Raw genomic sequence first — 20148 nt, 5'->3', positions numbered from 1 at the left:
CAATTTAATAAATCAATTTATATTTTTTTATAAGGTTTTATTTAATACCTTGGTTGAGAAGTTGAGCCAAGGTATTTTTTGTGGGTAAGAGTGGGAAAAATTATAAAAAAAAGAGGGGAAAATAGAAAAAATGTAGAATAATGTAGAAAGCTGTAGAATGATTTATGAAAAATATGAAGATGGGAGAATTATTATTATGAAAAGTATAAAAACAAAACTTATTATTTATTTTTGTATGTTACTTATTTTAATCATTTCAACGATTAGTTGTTTAGGTTATAGTAAAGGTTTAAATGGAATGAAAGAACTTCAAGCTGAATTATTAAGTCAAAAGCTTAAGGGGGATATTTCTTCATCAACCTATTATTTTGAGCAGTATTTTGGAAATGTCCTTTATAAAAATGGTCAATTAATGGATGAAAATGGTAAGAATATAGAAGGTCAAAATAAAATGGTGGATGCTGTTTTAGAAGATATGGGAAATGTAGCAACGATATTTATTAAAAGTGGAGATGACTTTAAAAGAATTGCGACAAATATTATGACGGAAGATGGTAAAAGGGCCATAGGAACTTTTTTAGGAAAAGATAGCTTAGCTTATGAAGATGTGACTCAAGGAAAAGAATATATTGGAAAGGCAGATATTCTAGGAAAGCCTTATATGACTGTTTATAAACCATTATTAAATAAGAATAAAGAGATAATAGGGATACTGTTTATCGGTGTATCTAGTGAAAAATCTAATGGGGTTATAGCGGGACATATCAATCAGCTTAAGAAAGGACTTGGGGTTATAAGTGTATTAGGTTTGATACTAGCAGTAGTTATTACTTATATAATTGCTAAAAGAATAACAGAGCCTATTATTATTGTAACAAATCATGCTAAAGAAATGGCTAACTTAGATATAAGAAGAGATATTCCAGAGATTGTTTTAAAGCGAACTGATGAAATAGGACAGTTAGCATTATCATTTAAAATCCTTACAGAAGCTATTAGAGGGACTATTCAAGATATTTCTAAAGCATCTGATGAGGTTACTTCTTCATCAGAAGAAGTAACAGCAACTAGCCAACAATCAGCTATAGCGGCAGAAGAAGTGGCTAGAACAATAGAAGAAATTGCAAATGGAGCGAATGAGCAAGCAAAAGATACGGAAGAAGCTGCTATGAACATAACAGAATTAGGAGAATTGATAGAAGAAGATCAAAAGAAACTAAAAGAATTAAGTGAGTCAGCAGATCAAGTGATGCAATTAAAAGAAGAAGGAATTAAAAATATTCAAGGGTTGGTTCAAAAGACTAAGATAACTGAGAATGCATCAAAAGAAATTAATAGTGTGATTTTGAATGCAAATAATAGTGCGGAAAAAATTTATCAAGCCAGTCAAATGATTAAGAGTATTGCTGATCAAACGAATTTATTAGCGTTAAATGCGGCTATTGAAGCTGCTCGAGCAGGAGAAGCAGGAAGAGGATTTGCAGTTGTAGCAGATGAAATTAGACAATTAGCAGAACAATCTGATCAGTTTACACAAGAAATATCAAGTATTATTAATGAATTAAAGGATAAAACAGAAAGTGCTGTTACGACCATGGACGGAATGATGAAGGTAGTTGATGAACAGAGTCAAAGTGTAGAAGGGACAAAAATTAAATTTGAAGGTATTTCAGAAGCAATAGAAAAAACAAAAGAGATCATAGATTTATTAAATCAATCGGGGCAAATAATGGGTTCTAAAAAAGATACAATAATCAGTATTATTGAAAATTTATCTGCCATCGCAGAAGAAAATGCAGCTGGAACAGAAGAAACGGCTGCTTCGATAGAGGAACAGGCAGCATCTATAGATCAAGTAGCGAATGCTAGTGAATCGTTAGCTAAATTAGCAGAAGAAATGAATACTATTGTAGCTCAATTTAAACATTAGAGAATAGGAGTCTAAAAAGAATTCATTATAAGCGTAGAGCCTGTAGAATAATGTTTCCAAGCATAGTATAATAAAAGTTGGTAACTAATGGAATGAATTTTCAATCAATCGTTTAATAAAATAGGAGGCTTATGATGAATAAAAAAGTGAATGCCATGTATTTTAGTGCTACAGATACAACGAAAAAAGTAGTATCTCAAATAGCGAAAAAAATTTCAGAGAATATGGATGGGGAAATTACGGTAAATAATATTGACTTTACTTTGCCAGAAGGTAGAAAAGAATCTAGATCTTTCACAAAAGAAGATATTGTTGTGGTAGGTGTTCCCGTTTATGCAGGAAGAGTACCAAATGTATTACTAAAATATTTAAATATTATTACAGGAAATGGGGCATTAGTAGTTCCTATAGTTCTTTATGGAAATAGAAATTATGATGATGCTTTAATAGAATTAAAAGATCTTCTTGAATTAAACGGTTTTAAAATCATTGCAGGAGGGGCATTTATAGGAGAACATTCATTTTCTAAAATTCTCGCAAACAATAGACCTGATGAAAAAGATTTAGCTATAGCAAGTGATTTTGCTGATCAAATATATAAAAAAATAATAATGCAAGATGACATTCAAAATGTAATGGTTAAAGGAAACAAGCCCTATAGAAAATATTATAAGCCTAAAAATAAAGAAGGTATTCCTGTAGATATTAGAAAGGTTAAGCCCAAGACAAATAGCAATTGTATTGATTGTAAACTTTGTGTAAGTGTCTGTCCTATGGGTTCTATTGATGAGAGTGATGTATCTAAATTCAATGGAATTTGTATCAAATGTGGTGCTTGTATTAAAAAATGTCCTACTCAGGCAAAATATTATGATGATCAAGATTATTTAAGACATAAATACGAGCTGGAAATTGATTATAGTGAACGAAGAGAACCTGAAATTTTTATATAAAAAATAAAGAATGAATTGTAAAAGGTATTGACAAATTATAAAGAAAGGTGTATTTTAAAATTAAAATTAGCACTCACTTAGATAGAGTGCTAACAAAAGACATCTTGTCTTTGTACGGATCGTTTTTATGATGAAAGGAGAGATTTACTTGGCAACAAAACAATTTAAAGCAGAGTCTAAGAGATTATTAGATATGATGATTAATTCAATTTACACCCATAAGGAGATTTTTTTAAGAGAACTTATTTCTAATGCCAGTGATGCAATGGATAAAATTTATTATAAGGCATTGACAGATGATTCATTAAGCTTTGATAAGGATCATTACTATATTAAAATAACCTCTGATAAAGAAAATAGGATATTAAAAATTTCTGATACAGGTATTGGAATGACAAAAGAAGAGCTTGAGGATAATCTTGGTGTTATCGCTAAGAGTGGTTCTTTAGCATTTAAAAAAGAAACCGAATTAAAAGATGGATATGATATTATTGGACAGTTTGGTGTGGGATTTTATTCAGCATTTATGGTAGCTGATACGGTTACAGTGATGAGTAAAGCTTTTGGTAGTGATGAAGGGTATATGTGGGAATCTAATGGTGCAGAAGGATATACCATTGAACCATGTGAAAAAGATGCTATTGGAACAGAGATCACACTTAGAATAAAAGAAGATACAGAAGATGAAAAATTTTCTGAATACCTAGATGAATATAGATTAAAATCTATTATAAAGAAATATTCTGATTTTATTAGATATCCTATTAAGATGGATATGACTGAAAAAAAACTTAAAAAGGACAGTGAAACAGAATACGAGGAATACATAGAGGAAAAGATTCTAAATAGTATGGTTCCTATATGGAAAAAAAATAAAAATGAATTGACAAAGGAAGATTATGATAAATTTTATGCTGAAAAGCACTATGGTTTTGATAAACCAGTAAAACATATTCATATTAAGGCTGATGGTATTGTGAGTTATAATGCCATATTATTTATCCCTGAAAAAATGCCTTATGATTTCTATACAAAGGAATATGAAAAGGGATTAGAGTTGTATGCTAATGGTGTTCTGATTATGGATAAGTGTGCAGATTTATTGCCTGATTATTTTGGCTTTGTAAAAGGAATTGTGGATTCAGAAGATCTGTCTCTTAACATATCTAGAGAAATGTTACAACATGATAGACAGTTGAAGTTGATTGCTAAAAACATTAAAAATAAAATTAAAAATGAATTAAGTAATTTATTAAAAAATGAAAGAGAAAAATATGAAGCATTCTATGAATCCTTTGGAAGACAATTTAAATATGGTGTATATAGTGATTTTGGAAGTAATAAAGATGTTTTACAAGATTTATTGATGTTTTATTCATCAAAAGAGAAAAAAATGGTTACTTTAGATGAATATGTATCTCGCATGCCTGAAGAACAAAAATATATTTATTATGCTGCTGGGGAGTCTAATGAAAGAATTGAAAAATTACCACAAACAGAATTAGTAGGAGATAAAGGCTATGAAATCTTATACTTTACAGATGAGGTAGATGAGTTTGCTGTAAGAATGCTTATGACATATAAAGAAAAGGAATTTAAATCAGTATCAAGTGGGGATTTAGGAATAGAAGAAAATGAAAAAGATGCGAAAGAGAATAATGAAGAGTATAAAGATTTATTTGAGCATATGAAAAATATTTTATCAGATAAGATTACAGCTGTTCGAGCATCAAAAAGGTTAAAAAATCATCCTGTATGTTTAGCAAATGAGGGTGAACTTACAATAGAAATGGAAAAAGTATTAAATGCTATGCCAAATAACCAAAATATAAAAGCGGATAAAGTTTTAGAAATAAATATCCATCATGATGTATTTAAATCATTGAAAGAAGCTTTTGAGAAAGATCAAGAGAAGCTTAATTTGTATACGAATTTATTATATAATCAAGCTTTATTAATTGAAGGATTACCTATTAATGATCCAGTAGAATTTACAAATAATATTTGTAAAATAATGTTATAGAAAAAAATCCTTTTAAGCTAGAATAAAGTAAGTCCTAAGAAGTAGACAAACTAAAAAAGTCTATCTCTTAGGACTTTGTTTTAATGGAAATGATTAGAAAAAACCATTGGGAATTATTGATATTATTAGTTGCTACAATTATAATAGATATTGTAGATAGATCATACAATATGGATAACAGGTCTAGAGGTTAGGTTGAAAAACGATAGGGGGGGCAATCATGAGAGAAATTAGGGAACTTAAGGAAATACATATTGACAAATATATTGAAATTGCTTACAATGCTTATCCAAGTTTTAAAGATTTTACAAAAGAAGCAATGGAGCAATACAAAAAGGAAACATTAGAAATTCTCAAAAATGATCCTACAGTTACTTTTTATGGTTTGTTTGAAGAAGATGAAATGATTGCAGTAATGCGCCTTTTTGATTTTGAAATGAATTGTTTTGGGAAAATTATTCCTGTATCTGGAATTGGATTTTTAGGTGTTCATCTGATGCATAAGAAGAAAAAAGCAGCTCGTGACATGCTGAAATTTTATGAAGAGCATTATAAAGATAAGGGGGTTCCTTTTGGACTTTTACTTCCATTTAGACCAGATTTTTATAAAAAGATGGGATATGGATTTGGTACAAAGATGAATCAATATAGAATATTAGCTTCAAGAATTCCTGCTTATTATGGGGAAAGTGATATTAGATATATAAAGGAAGAAGAGCTGTGTAAATTACTTGATTGTCATAATCGAGTGGTTCATAAAACCCATGGGATGATGAGAAAATTAGGGGATGAGATTAAAGGCATATTTGGTGATGATTTTAATAGAGTTGTAGGAAACTATGATGAAGATGGAAATATTAATGGGTATTTAGTTTATAAATTTCAGAATGGAAAAGATGGAAACTATACGGTTAACAATATTTATATAAAGGAATTGATTTATGAAAATTCACAAGTCCTAAAAAAACTTTTAGGGTTCTTAAGAAAACAAGAAGATCAAGTGAATTTGGTGATGTTTAATACAGAAGATGAAAGCTTTTATTATCTATTTAATGATCCAAGAAATGATTCTTTAAATTATATTCCTTATGGATATTTAGAAACCAACACCCAAGCTGTTGGTGTTATGTATAAAATATTTGATGTAAAAAAAGCTTTTATTCAGTGTGAGAATAGAAATTATAATCATGCCAATATAAGTGTAAGATTTCTAATTGATGATAACTTTAATAAAAAAACAGAAGAAATAATCGTTAAATTCCAAAATGGAAAGGCTCTATTAGATACGAAAGAATTTGTAACAACCATTAAAATAGATATTGCTGAATTTTCTTCATTGTTTTTAGGATGTGTTAGTGTAAGAGGATTATTTGATTTAGGTTTATTAGAATTAGATCATGATGAATATATAGAAGAATTAGATCGTGCCTTTTATTGTAATCAAAAGCCCGTATGTTATACAGATTTTTAAGAATGATATAGAAAAATGAATCAAATCATTAAGGTTTATAAAAAGCATCTAGCTAAGGGGTTAGATGCTTTTTTAGTGAATAGGTTATATCCATTGACAAGAATTAAAAAACATAGTAGCTTAGAGAGTAAGCGTTACAGAAAAAATATTATTTAAAGTAGTAAGGGATTATTCTATAGATATGAAAGGAGAGGATAAAACAGGATGCTTAAGAAATTTAGAAATATGAACAAAGTTCAAGCAATTTATTTTTTGATTCTTGCATTTACAGCACTTGGGTTAGGTCTTAGCAATGATGTACTTGCCAATTATTTTAAAGATGCTTACCAAATTACAGCATATCAACGGGGGATTATAGAATTTCCAAGGGAATTACCAGGAGTTCTTGTTATATTTATTGTTGCCTCATTATCATTATTTTCAGATATTCGTATTGCTATGGTAGCACAAGTATTAAGTATTATTGGTATCGGTGTATTAGGTTTTATTACACCCCCCTTTACTATTATGCTAATTTTTATTTTTATCAATTCTTTAGGGATGCATGTGTTTATGCCCATAAAAGATAGTATAGGGATATCCTTGATAAAGGATGAAAATATTGGAAAGAAAATGGGACAATATAAAGGCGTTTCCACGATTTTTACAATGCTTGCTGGGATCGTGGTGTTTATTGGGTTTCGGGTAGGTTTTTTTAGTTTCACAAGTAGATGGAAGTGGATATTTATTCTATCAGCAGGTATTTTGATGGTAGTACTTATTTTATTTTTTATGCTGGAAAAACAAATAGGAAAATCAATCAAAAGCAATAAAAAGGTGAATTTTATTTTTAGAAAAGAATATAAGTATTATTATACTTTAGTAGTTATGTGGGGGGTACAAAAACAAATTATGATTGTTTATGGCCCATGGGTACTCATTGAATTATTAAATAAAAGAGCAGATACTTTAGCAATTTTAAGTATTATTGGTTCTTTTATAGGGGTATTTTTTATTCCTGCTGTAGGTAGATGGATTGATCGATTTGGAATTAAGAAGTTACTTTATGCGGATGCATTATCGTTTATTGTTGTGTATGTGGTATATGGATTATTGAGTGCAGGGTTTTCAACAGGAGCATTAGCTACTATTGGTATTCCTGTGTTTTTAGCGTATCTGTTATTTATATTTGATAGGATGTCCACTCAAATGGGGATGATTAGAACTATTTATTTGCGTTCTATAGCTGTGAAAACTTCTGATATTACACCTACATTGTCTTTAGGACTTAGTTTAGATCATTGTGTTTCTATTATATGTGCTTATTTAGGTGGAATCGTTTGGAGCTTATGGGGGCCACAATATATATTCTTTTTAGCAGCATCCCTTTCCTTAGTGAATTTATATGTAGCGAGTAAAGTAAAAGAGGATTAATTATGATTTATAAAAGGCATTTAACAAAAGTTAGGTGCTTTTTTATTTTGTAGGCAATTATAAAACTTGCGAGATGAGCATATGCGAAAAGCATAATGGGAATTTTTTATATTGACTAAAGGATGAAAAATATGTTAGAATACATAAGATAAGAAATCTAACTATTAGAAATCGTATTATAAAGGGAGGGGTTCCATTGGAGGGGGAATTGAGAGAAATCAGGAAATTTTTTTTTAAAACAATGGCTAAAATGAGAAATTATTTATTTATGGATTTTTTCAAAAGAGAGTGTGCTATGCATAAGATGAATAAGAATCAACATAAAACAGTAATGATTCTCAAAAATCATGGGCCTAAAAGTATGACAGAACTATGTAGTATGATTCAGTTAGAAAAGGGAAGTTTTACAACTGTGATAGATGTACTTACAGAAAAAGGATATGTTATTCGAACAAAAGATGAGAAAGATAGAAGAAAGCATGTTATTCAATTGACAAAAAATGGTATATATTTTGCAGATGAGCAAATTTACAAACTGAATGAACATTTAATGAAAAAATTGGATAAATTATCAGAAGAGGAGATGCATGGGTTTTTAGAAGCCATTAAGACTTTAGAGAAAATATCCAATAAATTATAGATTTGGAGGCGTATATATGGATGAAAAAAGAAGAGAGATGATGAGCAATGAACCTATTAATAAATTGCTTTTAAAGTTTTCAATTCCAGCTATTATTGGAATGCTTGTGAATGCTTTTTATAATATAGCAGATGGTATTTTTATAGGACATGGAGTAGGGCCCTTAGCTTTAGGAGGAACAACCATCGCCATGCCTATTATGATGGTTATGATGGCAATAGCCTTTACTGTAGGAACAGGTGCTGCATCTGCAATTTCAAGAAGAATGGGTGAAAAAAATATAAAAGGTGCAGAGAAAGTATTAGGAGAAGCAATCCTTCTTAATCTTATTATCAATACAATTATTACGGTGATTGTGTTTTTATTTGTAGATCAATTATTGATTTTATGTGGTGCTACAGAGGCAACTATGCCTTATGCCAAAGAATATACAAAAATAATAGCTTATGGAATTATTTTAAACAGTTTTGCCATGTCTACAAATAACTATGTAAGAGCTGAAGGAAATGCAAAAGTGGCAATGATTAGTATGATTGTAGGGGCAGGGATCAATATCTTATTAGATGCGATTTTTATACTTGGACTGAAGATGGGGGTAAAAGGAGCTGCTCTTGCAACGGTTATTGCTCAAATATGTAGTGCTATTTGGCTTTTATATTATTATATAAAAGGAGAAAGTCTTCTTAAAATTAGAATTTCAAATTTTCATTTGACAAAAGAGAATGTGAAAGAAATTATTTCTGTTGGAATGGCTGCATTTTTTAGACAAATAGCAGGTAGTATATTGATGATTATTGTGAATAAGAGTTTGGTTAAATATGGAACAGACTATCATGTTGTAGTTCTGGGGATTATTAATAGATTTTTTATGTTTATGTTCATGCCCCTATTTGGTTTAGCTCAAGGATTCCAACCTATTGCAGGATTTAATTATGGGGCTAGGAAGTTTGATCGAGTAGAAGAGTGCTTTAAATATGCAGCTCTTTATGCTAGTATTCAGAGTGTATTTGCCTTTTTAATTATGCTTATATTTCCTAAAGTGATCATAAGTATATTTACAAAAGATCCTAAAACCATAGAATTAGGTGTGCAGGGCCTTAGAATGATTATATGGGGACTACCATTTATAGGATTCCAAATAATAGGGTCAACTTTATTCCAGTCTATCGGAAAAGGGTTAGAATCATTGATTCTTACTATGTCAAGACAAATTATTATTTTAATTCCATTGGTGTTAATCTTACCGTTATTCATAGGAATTAAAGGGATATTCTATTCTTATCCCATATCAGATATTGTTGCAACAGTGGTTACTTTCATATTAGTGATGAAAGAAAAAACCGTTTTTAATGAAAATAAAATTCAAGGAGAGTTTTAAAAGAAAAAGTATGTTCATATAGGATATAAAGGGTTTATTAAACTTACAATTAATTTGTAAATAATATATCCATATAGAAAACCGTGTGTACTTAGGATAAAAATACCTAGATGCACAGGTTTTTTTTATATGAAAGCCGTTAACATCATTTACCTTAAAAAACAAAAAAATATTGACTTTTCTGAAAAAAGTATATAATATATATCTAAAATAATTGGTTTATAGGAGGATTAGATAATAAAACTATTTTGTTTTACAAACAATATAACATATGAAGGATGGAATATGGAAAATAGGATATGTTTTCATTGTGAAGTTCTTTTTACAGTGGATGATTTAGATTAAATATCTATGTCAGAAATGGCTAAAAAATGAAAAATATTTTTCATAAAATACATATAAAAGATTAAGATAAAAGAGGAAGGGAGCGATAAGATGACATCTACAAAAAACATGAAATCTTGGGAAACTATGAAAACCTGGCCGAAAAAAATTCAATCTTATGAGGAAGTACCAGAGATGTTTAAAGAACATTTTCAATTATTTGAGGGAGATGAACAATTTCCAGATAGCATTTTTATTCCGCCTAATAAATGGAGTACAAAGAATAAAGTGACCAAATTGATAAGTGTTTTTGATGATAGAGTATGTATTTATGAAGAAATAAATCAAAAAGTTGAAATGATATGTTATAGTTTTGAAGACATTTATTATACGGAAATAGGTTCTGTATTGTTAGATTCATGGATTAAGATTAGTGGAGAAGTACATGATGAATTAAAATCATCAATGATTGGTTTTAATACAGCTAGAGATGATTTGTTTTTACCTATTATAAAAAAAATAAGGACCTCTATTAGTAATGTTGAGCCTTGTGATATGCAAAATGAATTGTCAAAATTTGATTACTTAAAAACAGTAGATTTGAAATTTTTAAATTATAGTAAGCAAAGTATTTTATCTGGGCAAAAAGTTATGAATGTAGTCTATCAAAATGAAATTTGTGAAAAACATTTTAAGTATTTTTCTAAAAGAAAAACGAATGCACATATAGTTATTTTAACCAAGAATGAATTGATCATGATCAGAGAGGATTATGAATTACAAAAAGATAAAAATAGTAAGTATGGAGGCGTATGGAATTATATACCTTTAACGAAGATTAAAGAGATAAAATTTGAAAAGAAAGAGGATGAAGAGGTATATATTTTTTCAGTAAATCTGTTAAATAATGAACCTATAGAGGCTATATGTTCACCTTCTAATAAGACAGATATAGACTTATTGATCAATGAATTTTATCATTTAACCAATCAATAGAGAAAATAAAATAGTAAAAAAAAGAATAGCTTTGCTATTTTTTTTTTGTTTTAGGAAATTATAAAATTTTAGATTTATGGATAACTTTTGATAAAAATAGCAATACTTTTATGCTTTTTATGAATAAATACGGTAAAATAAATGATAAGATCAAGATAAAGTAGGTGAAAAAATTGAGTTTAAGTGTGGGAGATGCTTGTAAGCTTCAAGGTTTAAAAGAGGTAAAGCTAATAGCTGGAGAAAATGGACTAGGAAGGATTGTTAAAGCCGTTGGGATTTTGGATTATGAAATCGGTGGGTGTATGAAGGAGGTCTTTAGAAAAGGAGATTTTCTAGTAACTAGTTTATATCCTATAAGAGAAGAGCCTAATGGATTATTAGATGTTGTAAAGGAATTGGTAGAAATAGGTGTTTGTGGATTAGCCATTAAAAATATTTATTTTAAAGAATTGTCTCAAGATGTGATTTATTATTGTAGTCACAATGATTTTCCAATTTTTTTATATCCTAAAGAACTATATACTGAAAATATTATTTATGATATTATAAAGGCTTTAAAGAATGATGAAGACAACTTGTATCTATCTTCAAAGGTTCACGGACTTTTAAATGCAAATCTTTCGGAAATGATGGTTAGACGTGTAGCTTTAGAAATTAATTCAACCTTTAAAGAAAATATTTTTGTTGCTTACATGAAATGTCATGAAGATCCTAAATATATCATTTCTACTATTAACAACGGACCTTCAAGAGATCTTTATAGTACTGCATTATTGATTGAACATGGGGTATTGTTAATTATATCAAAAGAAGATAAATATATAAATATAACGGAGGTTTTGTCTAAAGTAGGTATGAATTCAGGCGAGTATGTTATTGGGACTTCTAGTGGGATGAAAAGTTTGAGCAAATTAGATCAGGCTATAAAAGAAGCTGTATATGCAGGGAAAGTAGCAGAAGCTTATGGATGTGAAGCTCTTAGTTTTGACCATATAGGTCTTAATAAAGTGATTGTTCCAATGCTAGAGAGTGATTGGTTAAAAGAATATTATAATAGTATGATCAACCCCCTTCTTGAGTATGATAAAAAACATGAGACGGATTTGGTAAAAACGGCTTGTATTTATGTGAATAACGATGGGGATATTAACAAAACAGCAAAAGCATTATTTCAACATGGAAATACTATTCGGTATCGAATCAAAAAAATCAAAGAATTATTACCGATTGAAGAAAATATTTCTGGTTTTTATGAGCAATTATCCTTTATGATAAGAGTATATATGGTCATAGAACATACCGTTTAAAGATAAGAGCATCTAAAGATGTTCTTTTTTATTGTAAATTTTACAAATAAACAGCATAATTATTAGAACATTTACAATGAAAAAATGTTTATAATAATACCAAGAATAAGAATAAATATTCACAATGAATAGGAGGTGTTCTTGGTGTTGACATACAAGGATATTGAATTGGCCTATGAAAGAATGAAAGATCATATTTGTAAAACACCATTAGAAAAAAGTTTTAGGTTAAGTGATAAAGATTCTGAAGTTTTTATGAAGCTTGAAAATCAGCAACCTGTTGTAAAGAGTTATAAAATAAGAGGTGCTATGAGTAAATTAATGAACTTAACAAAAGAAGAAAGAAAAAGAGGGGTAACGGCAATTTCTTCAGGAAATCATGGGGCAGCTTTAGCGTATACAGCTTCAAAACTTGACATCCATCCAACAGAAATTTTTGTGCCAGAGACTACACCCTTCCCTAAAACTGAAAAAATGAGTTGCTTCGGGGCAAAGGTAAATAAAGTTGGTAAAGATTATGATGAAGCCCATCATATTGGGGAACAAAAAATAAAAGAACTAGGGCTTATTGAAGTAAACCCTTGTGAAGATCCTGTTTGTATAGCTGGAGCAGGAACAATTGGCTTAGAAATATGCAATGAGAATCCAGATATTGATGTAATTATGGTACCTATTGGTGGCGGAGGACTTATTACAGGCATTAGTGTATATGCAAAACATGTGAATCCAAAAATAGAAGTGATTGGTGTTCAGACGGAAGCTAGCCCTGCAATGAGAAAATCTTTGGAAGATGGAGTTTGTTATGAATATTTTGAAGCGACTGAAAGTATTTGTGATGCTTTGATTGGTGGCATTGCTAAAACCCCTTATGCTATGGCAAAAAAGTGTATTGATGGAGTGATCATTGTAAAAGAAGAAGACTTGGCAAAAGCTACAATAGAGATGATGAAATATGAAAAAATATTGTGTGAACCATCCAGTGCTATTGTATATGCTGCTTATGAGCAAAATAGAGAACGTTTTAAAGGAAAAAATGTGGCGTTGGTTATTACTGGAGGAAATATTAGAGATGAGTTATTAAAAACATTAATAGATCAATATTATTAATGAGAAGGAGGAAAATATGTTTAAAGTAAAGGTTTTAAACCAAGAGGTCATTAAAAAAACATTAGGAATGAAAGAGGTTATTGAAGCTGTAGAAAAGGTATATACTTTAAAAGCTAAGAAAAGAGCTGACGTTTGGCCAATGATTTTTCATGAATTTGAACCCGGGGCAGCAGACATGGATATTAAATCTGGATATCTAAATGATGCAGATATTTATGGTTTAAAGTTAGTTTCTTGGTATGGTGAGAATGCTAAAAAGGATTTACCACCTTTAATTGGAACAACTCTTGTTTTTGATATGAAAACAGGGGTGCCTATTGGACTTTTAAGTGCAGAACATATCACAGGTATGAGAACGGGTGCAGCAGGTGCTATAGGTGCTAAATATTTGGCAAATAAGGGGGCAGAAAATTTCTTGATGGTAGGGACTGGACATCAAGCATCATTTCAAATTGCAGCTATGTTAATGGTTATGAATCATATTAAAAAAGTAAGATTATATGATCCTCTAGATTTTGAAAATGCTAAAAAACTTGAAGGAAATATAAAAGGATTATTAGAAGAGAAGTTTCTTGCTTATTATAAAGATGATGAAAAATTATATCATATGCTTAAGGAAAAATTTGATGTGACTTTTGAAGCTGTAGAAAATTTAGAGGATGCTGTGAAGAAAAGTAACATTATTACAACAGCAACTCCATCGAAAAAACCAATGATCATGAAAGAGTGGGTAAAATCAGGAACTCATATTAGCTGTGTAGGTGCAGATATGTCTGGTAAACAGGAAATAGATGAAAATATTTTCAGCATGGCAAAAGTATTTGTAGATGATGTGAATCAAGCAAAAAATGTTGGAGAAACGGAAATGGCTATTAAGAAAGGGGTTATTCAAGAGAAGGATATCCTTGGAGAGATGGGAGAATTAATTTTACAGAATATAAAGGGAAGAAATTCAAAAGAGGATATAACTATCTATGATACAACGGGTATTGCTCTTCAAGACTTGATGGTTTCAAAATTAGCTCTTGATGTAGCCAATGAAAATGGTATTGGGGAAGAAATTTTATTATAGGAGGGTTTTAGATGAAAATAAAAGATTTTGGTGTGGAAATCTGGATGAATTTATATGAGAACAATTGTGAATACAATTTGGCAGAAACCTGTGTAGAATCCCTAACAGTAAGAGAATTACTAGAAATAGCAGGAAAAGAAAAAGAAGTTATTGAAGATATTTTGGATATGAAATTAACTTATGGCGCTATAGAAGGAGCCATTCCACTTAGAAAAGGGGTTACATCCCTTTATAAAGAGGCAAAAATTGAAAATATTGTAACTACCCATGGAGCCATTGGTGCTAACGAATTAGCATTGATGACTTTGGTAGAACCAAAGGACCGTGTGATTTCTGTATTACCTACTTATCAGCAGCATTATTCTATTCCAGAATCTATTGGAGCGGATGTAAAAATCTTAAAACTTTTACCTGAAAATAATTTCTTGCCGGATTTAGACGAATTAAGAAGTTATGTGAATGAAAAAACAAAGTTGATTTGTATTAACAATCCTAATAACCCTACAGGAGCATTGATGGATGAAACTTTTCTTAAAGAAATCATCGAAATTGCTAAATCTGTAGATGCCTATATATTATCAGATGAAGTGTATAGAGGGTTAAATCATACGGGAGAAAGTTTTTCACCATCTATTGCTGATTTGTATGAGAAGGGAATTAGTACAGGGAGTATGTCAAAAACATTTTCTTTAGCAGGACTTAGAATAGGTTGGATTTGTGGTCCAGAAGAATTTATTGAAAAAATCAATAGAAGAAGGGATTACAATACCATTAGCTGTGGTATGATTGATGAGTATTTAGCTGGGATTGCTTTAGAAAATAAAGAAAAAATAGTTGAAAGAAATTTAAATATTGTAAAGAACAATGTGGAAATTTTAGATAAGTGGATTAAGGATGAGCCTAAATTAAGTTATGTAAAACCAAAGGCAGGGACGACGGCTTTTGTAAAATATGATTTTGATATATCATCAGAGGAATTTTGCACAAAATTATTAAAGGAAACGGGAGTCATGTTTGTTCCAGGAAAAGCAATGGATATGGAAGGCTTTGTTAGAATCGGTTATGCCAATACACCTCAAATCATAGAGGAAGGTCTTAAAAAAGTATCTACTTTTTTAAAAAACTTATAGGTTTAATAGATTACAATCAATAAGGATTATGAGAGAATTCTAAAGAGCATCTATCATTTGAAGAATAGGTGCTTTTTTAGTGCAGCTGATGTAAAATAAATATAAAGGAAAATTACCATATGGATAAAATTTTTAAAGGGAGGGGACGAGGAATGAGTCAATTAAAGTGTTTGATATGTGGTATGAATATCAATTCAAATACCTATGATTTAAATAATTATTCGTTTGTTGAAAAAAATGAAAAGGGTAGGATCATCAATTGTCCTTTTTGTGGAGTAAGTAAGATTTATTTAGATGATGAAAAAGAAATCTATTATGTAGAAGAGGATTTAGATCAAGAAAGTTTAGAAGTATTAGATCATGCCATGAAATTAGAAGTGTTTAATGGAGAATTTTATAAAGAAGCCAGCAATTTAGCAGAAAACGACGAAATTAAAAAGCTTTTTAAAGACTTAAGTAATATTGAGTTTATGCATGCAAGGGTACATAAAAGACTAGGTGGATTTGAACAATTACCAAAGTTACATAAGCCTGATTATCATGCTAGATTAAATACGGATAAACTATTACTTGAGGAAGCTTATAAACGGGAAGAGCATGCCATAGCCTTTTATAAGAAAAATAGTACCAATGTTTGTAGCAAGCTTATAAAAGAGATATTTAAAGCCTTATCAGATGTGGAAAAACAGCATGAGATTATTGCAAATAACTACATATAGATGAAAATAAAAAACTTCTTATTAGAAAATCTAATAAGAAGTTTTTTAGCATATTCATTAAGATGAAAGGTTATTTTTAACTAGAAGTTCTAAAAATGCATCAACCACTGTTTTATCGAATTGAGTACCGCAGCCTAACTTAAGTTGCGTGATGGCTTGTTCTGTTGTTAAGGGTTCTTTTCTGTAAGGACGTGCACTTGTCATGGCATCATAAGCATCTGCAACTATTAATATTTTTGCTAATATATGAATCTCATCACCCTTTAACTGATGAGGATACCCTTTTCCGTCAATACGCTCATGATGTTGAAGAAGGATATTTCTACTTTCTTCAAGAAAATCTACATCTTTAAGGATATCATATCCAATTTGAGGATGTTGCTGAATGAATTTAAATTCTTCATTGGTTAATTTTCCTTCTTTATTAAGAATGGAAGAGGGGATGCCTATTTTTCCTATATCGTGAAGAATACTAGCGAATTCAAGAACATTGATTTTAGTTTGGCTCATATTTAGTTCTTTGGCAATGCCTATTGAAAAATTTCTCACTCGATCACAATGTCCTCTTGTATATTTATCGTTTGCTTCAATTGAATTTGCAAGGACTTTAACCGTTGAAAGATAATTTTTTCTGATTTCATCTAAAAGGTTGAATAGTTCTTCATTCATGGCTTCTGTTTCTTCTGAATAGGCAAGAATTTCTTCTTTTTGTGATAATATTTCTGTATTCTTTTTTAGAAGTTCTTGAACATGAACGTTCCTTTCTTTAAGTAACTCTCTAACTTTATCAATCATATCATTAAAATTTTCACCTAAAATTTTAAATTCATCATTTGAGTTGATTTTTACATGAATATTGAGATTGTTATGTATAGATACTTCGTTAATAACTTTCATCATATTACTTACAGGATTAGTAATAATTAGGGATAAAAAATAACCGATGATGAAAGTAATAAGTATACTGAATATACCAATAGCAATAAATTTGTTTTTTATTGGAGCAACTTCTTTATTGATATTTATTGGATTGACTCCTACAAGTTTCCATTGTGTATTGGGTACGGTTAAATAAGAGACAACTACTTTTTTATTATTCCATATATGGATAGATGAACCCTCTTCATTAGAAAGTATTTTCTTAACCCATTTTTCATGACTTATGTTCTTTGTAAGCATTTTGTTATCTGGATGTGCATAAATGTCTCCGTTTTTGCTAAGAAGCATAAGATAACCGTTTTCACCGAATTGGATATCATTAATGATCTTTGAGAATTTTTTTAGTTTGATATCCATACCTACTACACCTACAAGTCGATCATTTTTATTCACAGTCTTTGCTACAGTGACAATGATGTTCCCAAGATCCCCTGCATCTATGTATGGTTCTGTCCAGATTAAGTTATCCTTATTTTTTATTGCAGCCTTATACCATTCTCTAGTTCTACAATCATAGTCTTTAGGCATTGTAGGATCTATAGGAGTAACAAAAAGAGAACCGTCTTCTTCTACACCTAAATATATCCAAGCAACATCAGGGTTTGAAGTAACATAACCTGTCCATTTGTCTGAAGTAGGTTTGAAATGTTTAGGAATAGAGACAACCATTTTCGGCTGGTCAGGTTGATTACGGTAATTTTTTAATTCATCCTTTGAAGCCCAATGATTAACAATATATTCCATATCATACATAAAATTTTTCAAGAAATAATCATTTACATTTTGTAATGTTTTATAATTATTTAGTTTTATTTGATTGATCATTATTTCTTTTGAGTCATTGTATGTTAAAAATCCTAATGTTGAAACAGAAATAATAATTAATATGAGCATGATAATGGTGATTTTACTTCTAATTGTTATTTTCAAGAAGTCTCCTCCCTATGCTTTTAGATATAATTGAAAATTTAAATATAATATTTCGATATTTGTTTACAATATCCTTCAAAAATACTTAAAATTTTTTATTGTTTCAAATATCTTTAGCATATATATATGGATTGAAACATAAAAATTTATATAAAGAAATATTAAAAATCTCATATTGTACCTAAAAGTTTGTTTATATTCGTACATTATAATAAATAGACAATTTTGAGAAGGAGATAGAGAAATGAGAGTATTTAAAACATGTTCCCATGAAGATCTTTTGAATAAAAAAAAGCATAATCTTTATAAGAAAAAGTACGAAAATCAGAACGGGAAAAGCTTCGAAGAATATTTTCAAAATTCAAGAAAAGAATTAATGCAGATAGATAATATAGGGAATACAAAGCATATGGTTTCAAAACAGATGAAAATAAATGCAGCTATTAAATGTATGAGTTTTTAGATAATTTTATAAGCTTTAATGGAGCCGTTTCCCCTGATATGATAGAGATATCTTTTTTTGAAATTCCAAATAATTTTGATAAATAATGGATAATTTCCTTATTGGCTTTACCCTTTTCAGGAGCAGATTTTATATTTAATTTTAAGGTGTCATCGTCAAGGATTTTTTTGAATTCTGTTTTTGACATTTTAGGAGAAACCTTAATTTTAAGGGTAATAGTCTTTTCTTTTTCTAAAAGTTTTTTATAATGTGCAATGATTGTTTGATCCATATATTTTTTCCTTTCTATAAAAAATAAATCTCTTATAATTTTACAAGATAAATTGAAAAAAATCAAAAAAGAATTGGGCAAACCCAATTCTTTGATAGCGTTAAATACATACAAATGATTCTATTTTCTTTAAATCTGTACCATAGTAAACCCACCAAAAACCAATCCACCTATATCCTGAAATAGATTTTCGCCCTATATATGTGGGATAGAACCAAAAACTATCCCCATTTTTTAGCCAAATATATGTGTATTTTCTCTTACAGCGCCTAATGGAGCCTGGGTCTACTTTATATGGAGCTTGCTTAGGAATTTCTGATGGTGGTGGTGCTAATGGTGGACCACCAGGTGTAAAAGGTGACATTCCTGGAGGGGTAAAGAAATAATTGCGCATAGAAACACTCCTTTCTAATAGGTTTAATATATTCTATTCTTATAGAAGGAAGTGTGTTATAGATAAAATAGGAATATATTTAAAAATATTTAAAATACGGGAAAAATGAAAAAGTAAATTATGCTAAATACATACTTTTTTCGATAATATTTAACAATTTTTATGGAAAAATTTTTAGGTTTGCTATAAAATGATATATAATAAAGGTTGTTAAATAAAATGAATCAGCGTGGGTGGTGCAAAATGGAGATAAAAGATGAAAAAGGAAAATATAGATTAAAGGTAGATACAAGAAAAAATATTGTTTATGAAACTCAAATAGGATATTGGAAGCCAGAAGATTTAGAAAGATTTCATAAAGACTATGTTACTAAGATTAGGCCTCTATTTAAAGATGAGACATGGTCTAAGTGTTGTGATTTAAGAAATTATAAAACTTCAATGATAACAGTAAAACTACAAAAACATAACAAGTGGGCGGTAGAGAATGGATTAACTAAAGCTGCAATTCTTTTAGAGGATGGAAATATTTATAATTCTGTTATAGGGGTGCAAATGAATGCAGCTGGAAAAGATATATCTGTAAAACCAAAAATATTTACAAGCAATGAAGAAGCATATAAATGGTTGCAAATAAAATAATTTTGATCTAGATTGTATAAGGGAAAAAAAGCCCTCATACTCTAAA

At 29.7% G+C, this 20148-nt stretch carries 18 protein-coding genes; 15 read left to right on the top strand and 3 right to left on the bottom strand.

Annotation, left to right across the window (positions count from 1 at the left end; all coding sequences use genetic code 11):
• The first annotated feature begins 196 nt into the window (after window positions 1-196).
• From K7H06_RS11610 to K7H06_RS11550, 13 genes are all read left to right on the top strand, one after another.
• Window positions 197-1930 carry a methyl-accepting chemotaxis protein gene (locus K7H06_RS11610; protein ID WP_223036213.1) on the top strand — a complete coding sequence of 578 codons (1734 nt, stop codon included), beginning with the start codon at window positions 197-199 and terminating at the stop codon, window positions 1928-1930.
• A 134-nt stretch (window positions 1931-2064) separates the two neighbouring features.
• Window positions 2065-2883, top strand: coding sequence for an EFR1 family ferrodoxin (locus K7H06_RS11605; protein WP_223036212.1), 819 nt, complete (start codon window positions 2065-2067; stop codon window positions 2881-2883).
• 148 nt (window positions 2884-3031) lie between these two features.
• The gene (htpG, locus tag K7H06_RS11600) at window positions 3032-4906 is read left to right on the top strand and encodes a molecular chaperone HtpG (RefSeq protein ID WP_223036211.1); all 1875 of its coding nucleotides are present in this window, start codon (window positions 3032-3034) and stop codon (window positions 4904-4906) included.
• 220 nt (window positions 4907-5126) lie between these two features.
• Window positions 5127-6377 (top strand): GNAT family N-acetyltransferase, encoded by a 1251-nt coding sequence (locus K7H06_RS11595; protein ID WP_223036210.1) that lies wholly within the window; start codon window positions 5127-5129, stop codon window positions 6375-6377.
• 204 nt (window positions 6378-6581) lie between these two features.
• Window positions 6582-7790 (top strand): MFS transporter, encoded by a 1209-nt coding sequence (locus tag K7H06_RS11590; RefSeq protein ID WP_223036209.1) that lies wholly within the window; start codon window positions 6582-6584, stop codon window positions 7788-7790.
• 196 nt (window positions 7791-7986) lie between these two features.
• On the top strand, window positions 7987-8430 hold the full coding sequence (locus K7H06_RS11585; protein ID WP_223036208.1) for a MarR family winged helix-turn-helix transcriptional regulator: 444 nt from the start codon (window positions 7987-7989) through the stop codon (window positions 8428-8430).
• A 16-nt stretch (window positions 8431-8446) separates the two neighbouring features.
• The gene (locus K7H06_RS11580; RefSeq protein ID WP_223036207.1) at window positions 8447-9808 is read left to right on the top strand and encodes an MATE family efflux transporter; all 1362 of its coding nucleotides are present in this window, start codon (window positions 8447-8449) and stop codon (window positions 9806-9808) included.
• Between the two features lie 435 nt (window positions 9809-10243).
• A complete protein-coding gene (locus K7H06_RS11575; protein WP_223036206.1) occupies window positions 10244-11128 on the top strand; it encodes a hypothetical protein in 885 nt (294 codons plus the stop codon).
• Window positions 11129-11301: 173 nt separating this feature from the next.
• A complete protein-coding gene (locus K7H06_RS11570) occupies window positions 11302-12435 on the top strand; it encodes a PucR family transcriptional regulator (protein ID WP_223036205.1) in 1134 nt (377 codons plus the stop codon).
• A 144-nt stretch (window positions 12436-12579) separates the two neighbouring features.
• Window positions 12580-13542 (top strand): threonine/serine dehydratase family protein, encoded by a 963-nt coding sequence (locus tag K7H06_RS11565; protein ID WP_223036204.1) that lies wholly within the window; start codon window positions 12580-12582, stop codon window positions 13540-13542.
• A gap of 16 nt (window positions 13543-13558) precedes the next feature.
• Window positions 13559-14614 (top strand): ornithine cyclodeaminase family protein, encoded by a 1056-nt coding sequence (locus tag K7H06_RS11560; protein ID WP_223036203.1) that lies wholly within the window; start codon window positions 13559-13561, stop codon window positions 14612-14614.
• 11 nt (window positions 14615-14625) lie between these two features.
• Window positions 14626-15744 carry an aminotransferase gene (locus K7H06_RS11555; protein ID WP_223036202.1) on the top strand — a complete coding sequence of 373 codons (1119 nt, stop codon included), beginning with the start codon at window positions 14626-14628 and terminating at the stop codon, window positions 15742-15744.
• Between the two features lie 152 nt (window positions 15745-15896).
• Window positions 15897-16463 carry a ferritin family protein gene (locus K7H06_RS11550; RefSeq protein WP_223036201.1) on the top strand — a complete coding sequence of 189 codons (567 nt, stop codon included), beginning with the start codon at window positions 15897-15899 and terminating at the stop codon, window positions 16461-16463.
• Between the two features lie 57 nt (window positions 16464-16520).
• Here the strand turns inward: K7H06_RS11550 and K7H06_RS11545 are convergent, their stop codons facing one another.
• Window positions 16521-18332, bottom strand: coding sequence for an HD domain-containing phosphohydrolase (locus K7H06_RS11545; RefSeq protein WP_223036200.1), 1812 nt, complete (start codon window positions 18330-18332; stop codon window positions 16521-16523).
• Window positions 18333-18576: 244 nt separating this feature from the next.
• Between K7H06_RS11545 and K7H06_RS11540 the strand changes: the two genes are divergently transcribed.
• Entirely contained in the window at window positions 18577-18795 is a 219-nt protein-coding gene (locus K7H06_RS11540; RefSeq protein ID WP_223036199.1) for a hypothetical protein, read from the top strand.
• On the opposite strand, the gene K7H06_RS11535 is transcribed toward K7H06_RS11540, so the two are convergent.
• Together K7H06_RS11535 and K7H06_RS11530 are read right to left on the bottom strand one after the other, a co-directional pair.
• Window positions 18776-19066: a DUF167 domain-containing protein gene (locus K7H06_RS11535; protein ID WP_223036198.1), complete on the bottom strand. Its 291-nt coding sequence runs from the start codon at window positions 19064-19066 to the stop codon at window positions 18776-18778. The genes K7H06_RS11540 and K7H06_RS11535 overlap by 20 nt on opposite strands.
• A gap of 100 nt (window positions 19067-19166) precedes the next feature.
• Window positions 19167-19460, bottom strand: a complete 294-nt coding sequence (locus K7H06_RS11530) for a hypothetical protein (protein WP_223036197.1) — start codon at window positions 19458-19460, stop codon at window positions 19167-19169.
• Window positions 19461-19703: 243 nt separating this feature from the next.
• On the opposite strand from K7H06_RS11530, the gene K7H06_RS11525 reads away from it, so the two are divergent.
• Window positions 19704-20102 (top strand): hypothetical protein, encoded by a 399-nt coding sequence (locus tag K7H06_RS11525; protein WP_223036196.1) that lies wholly within the window; start codon window positions 19704-19706, stop codon window positions 20100-20102.
• Window positions 20103-20148 lie beyond the last annotated feature (46 nt).

It is taken from the genome of Crassaminicella profunda, from assembly GCF_019884785.1.
GTDB lineage: Bacteria > Bacillota > Clostridia > Peptostreptococcales > Thermotaleaceae > Crassaminicella > Crassaminicella profunda.
This window is presented reverse-complemented; position numbering and strand designations above follow the sequence as displayed.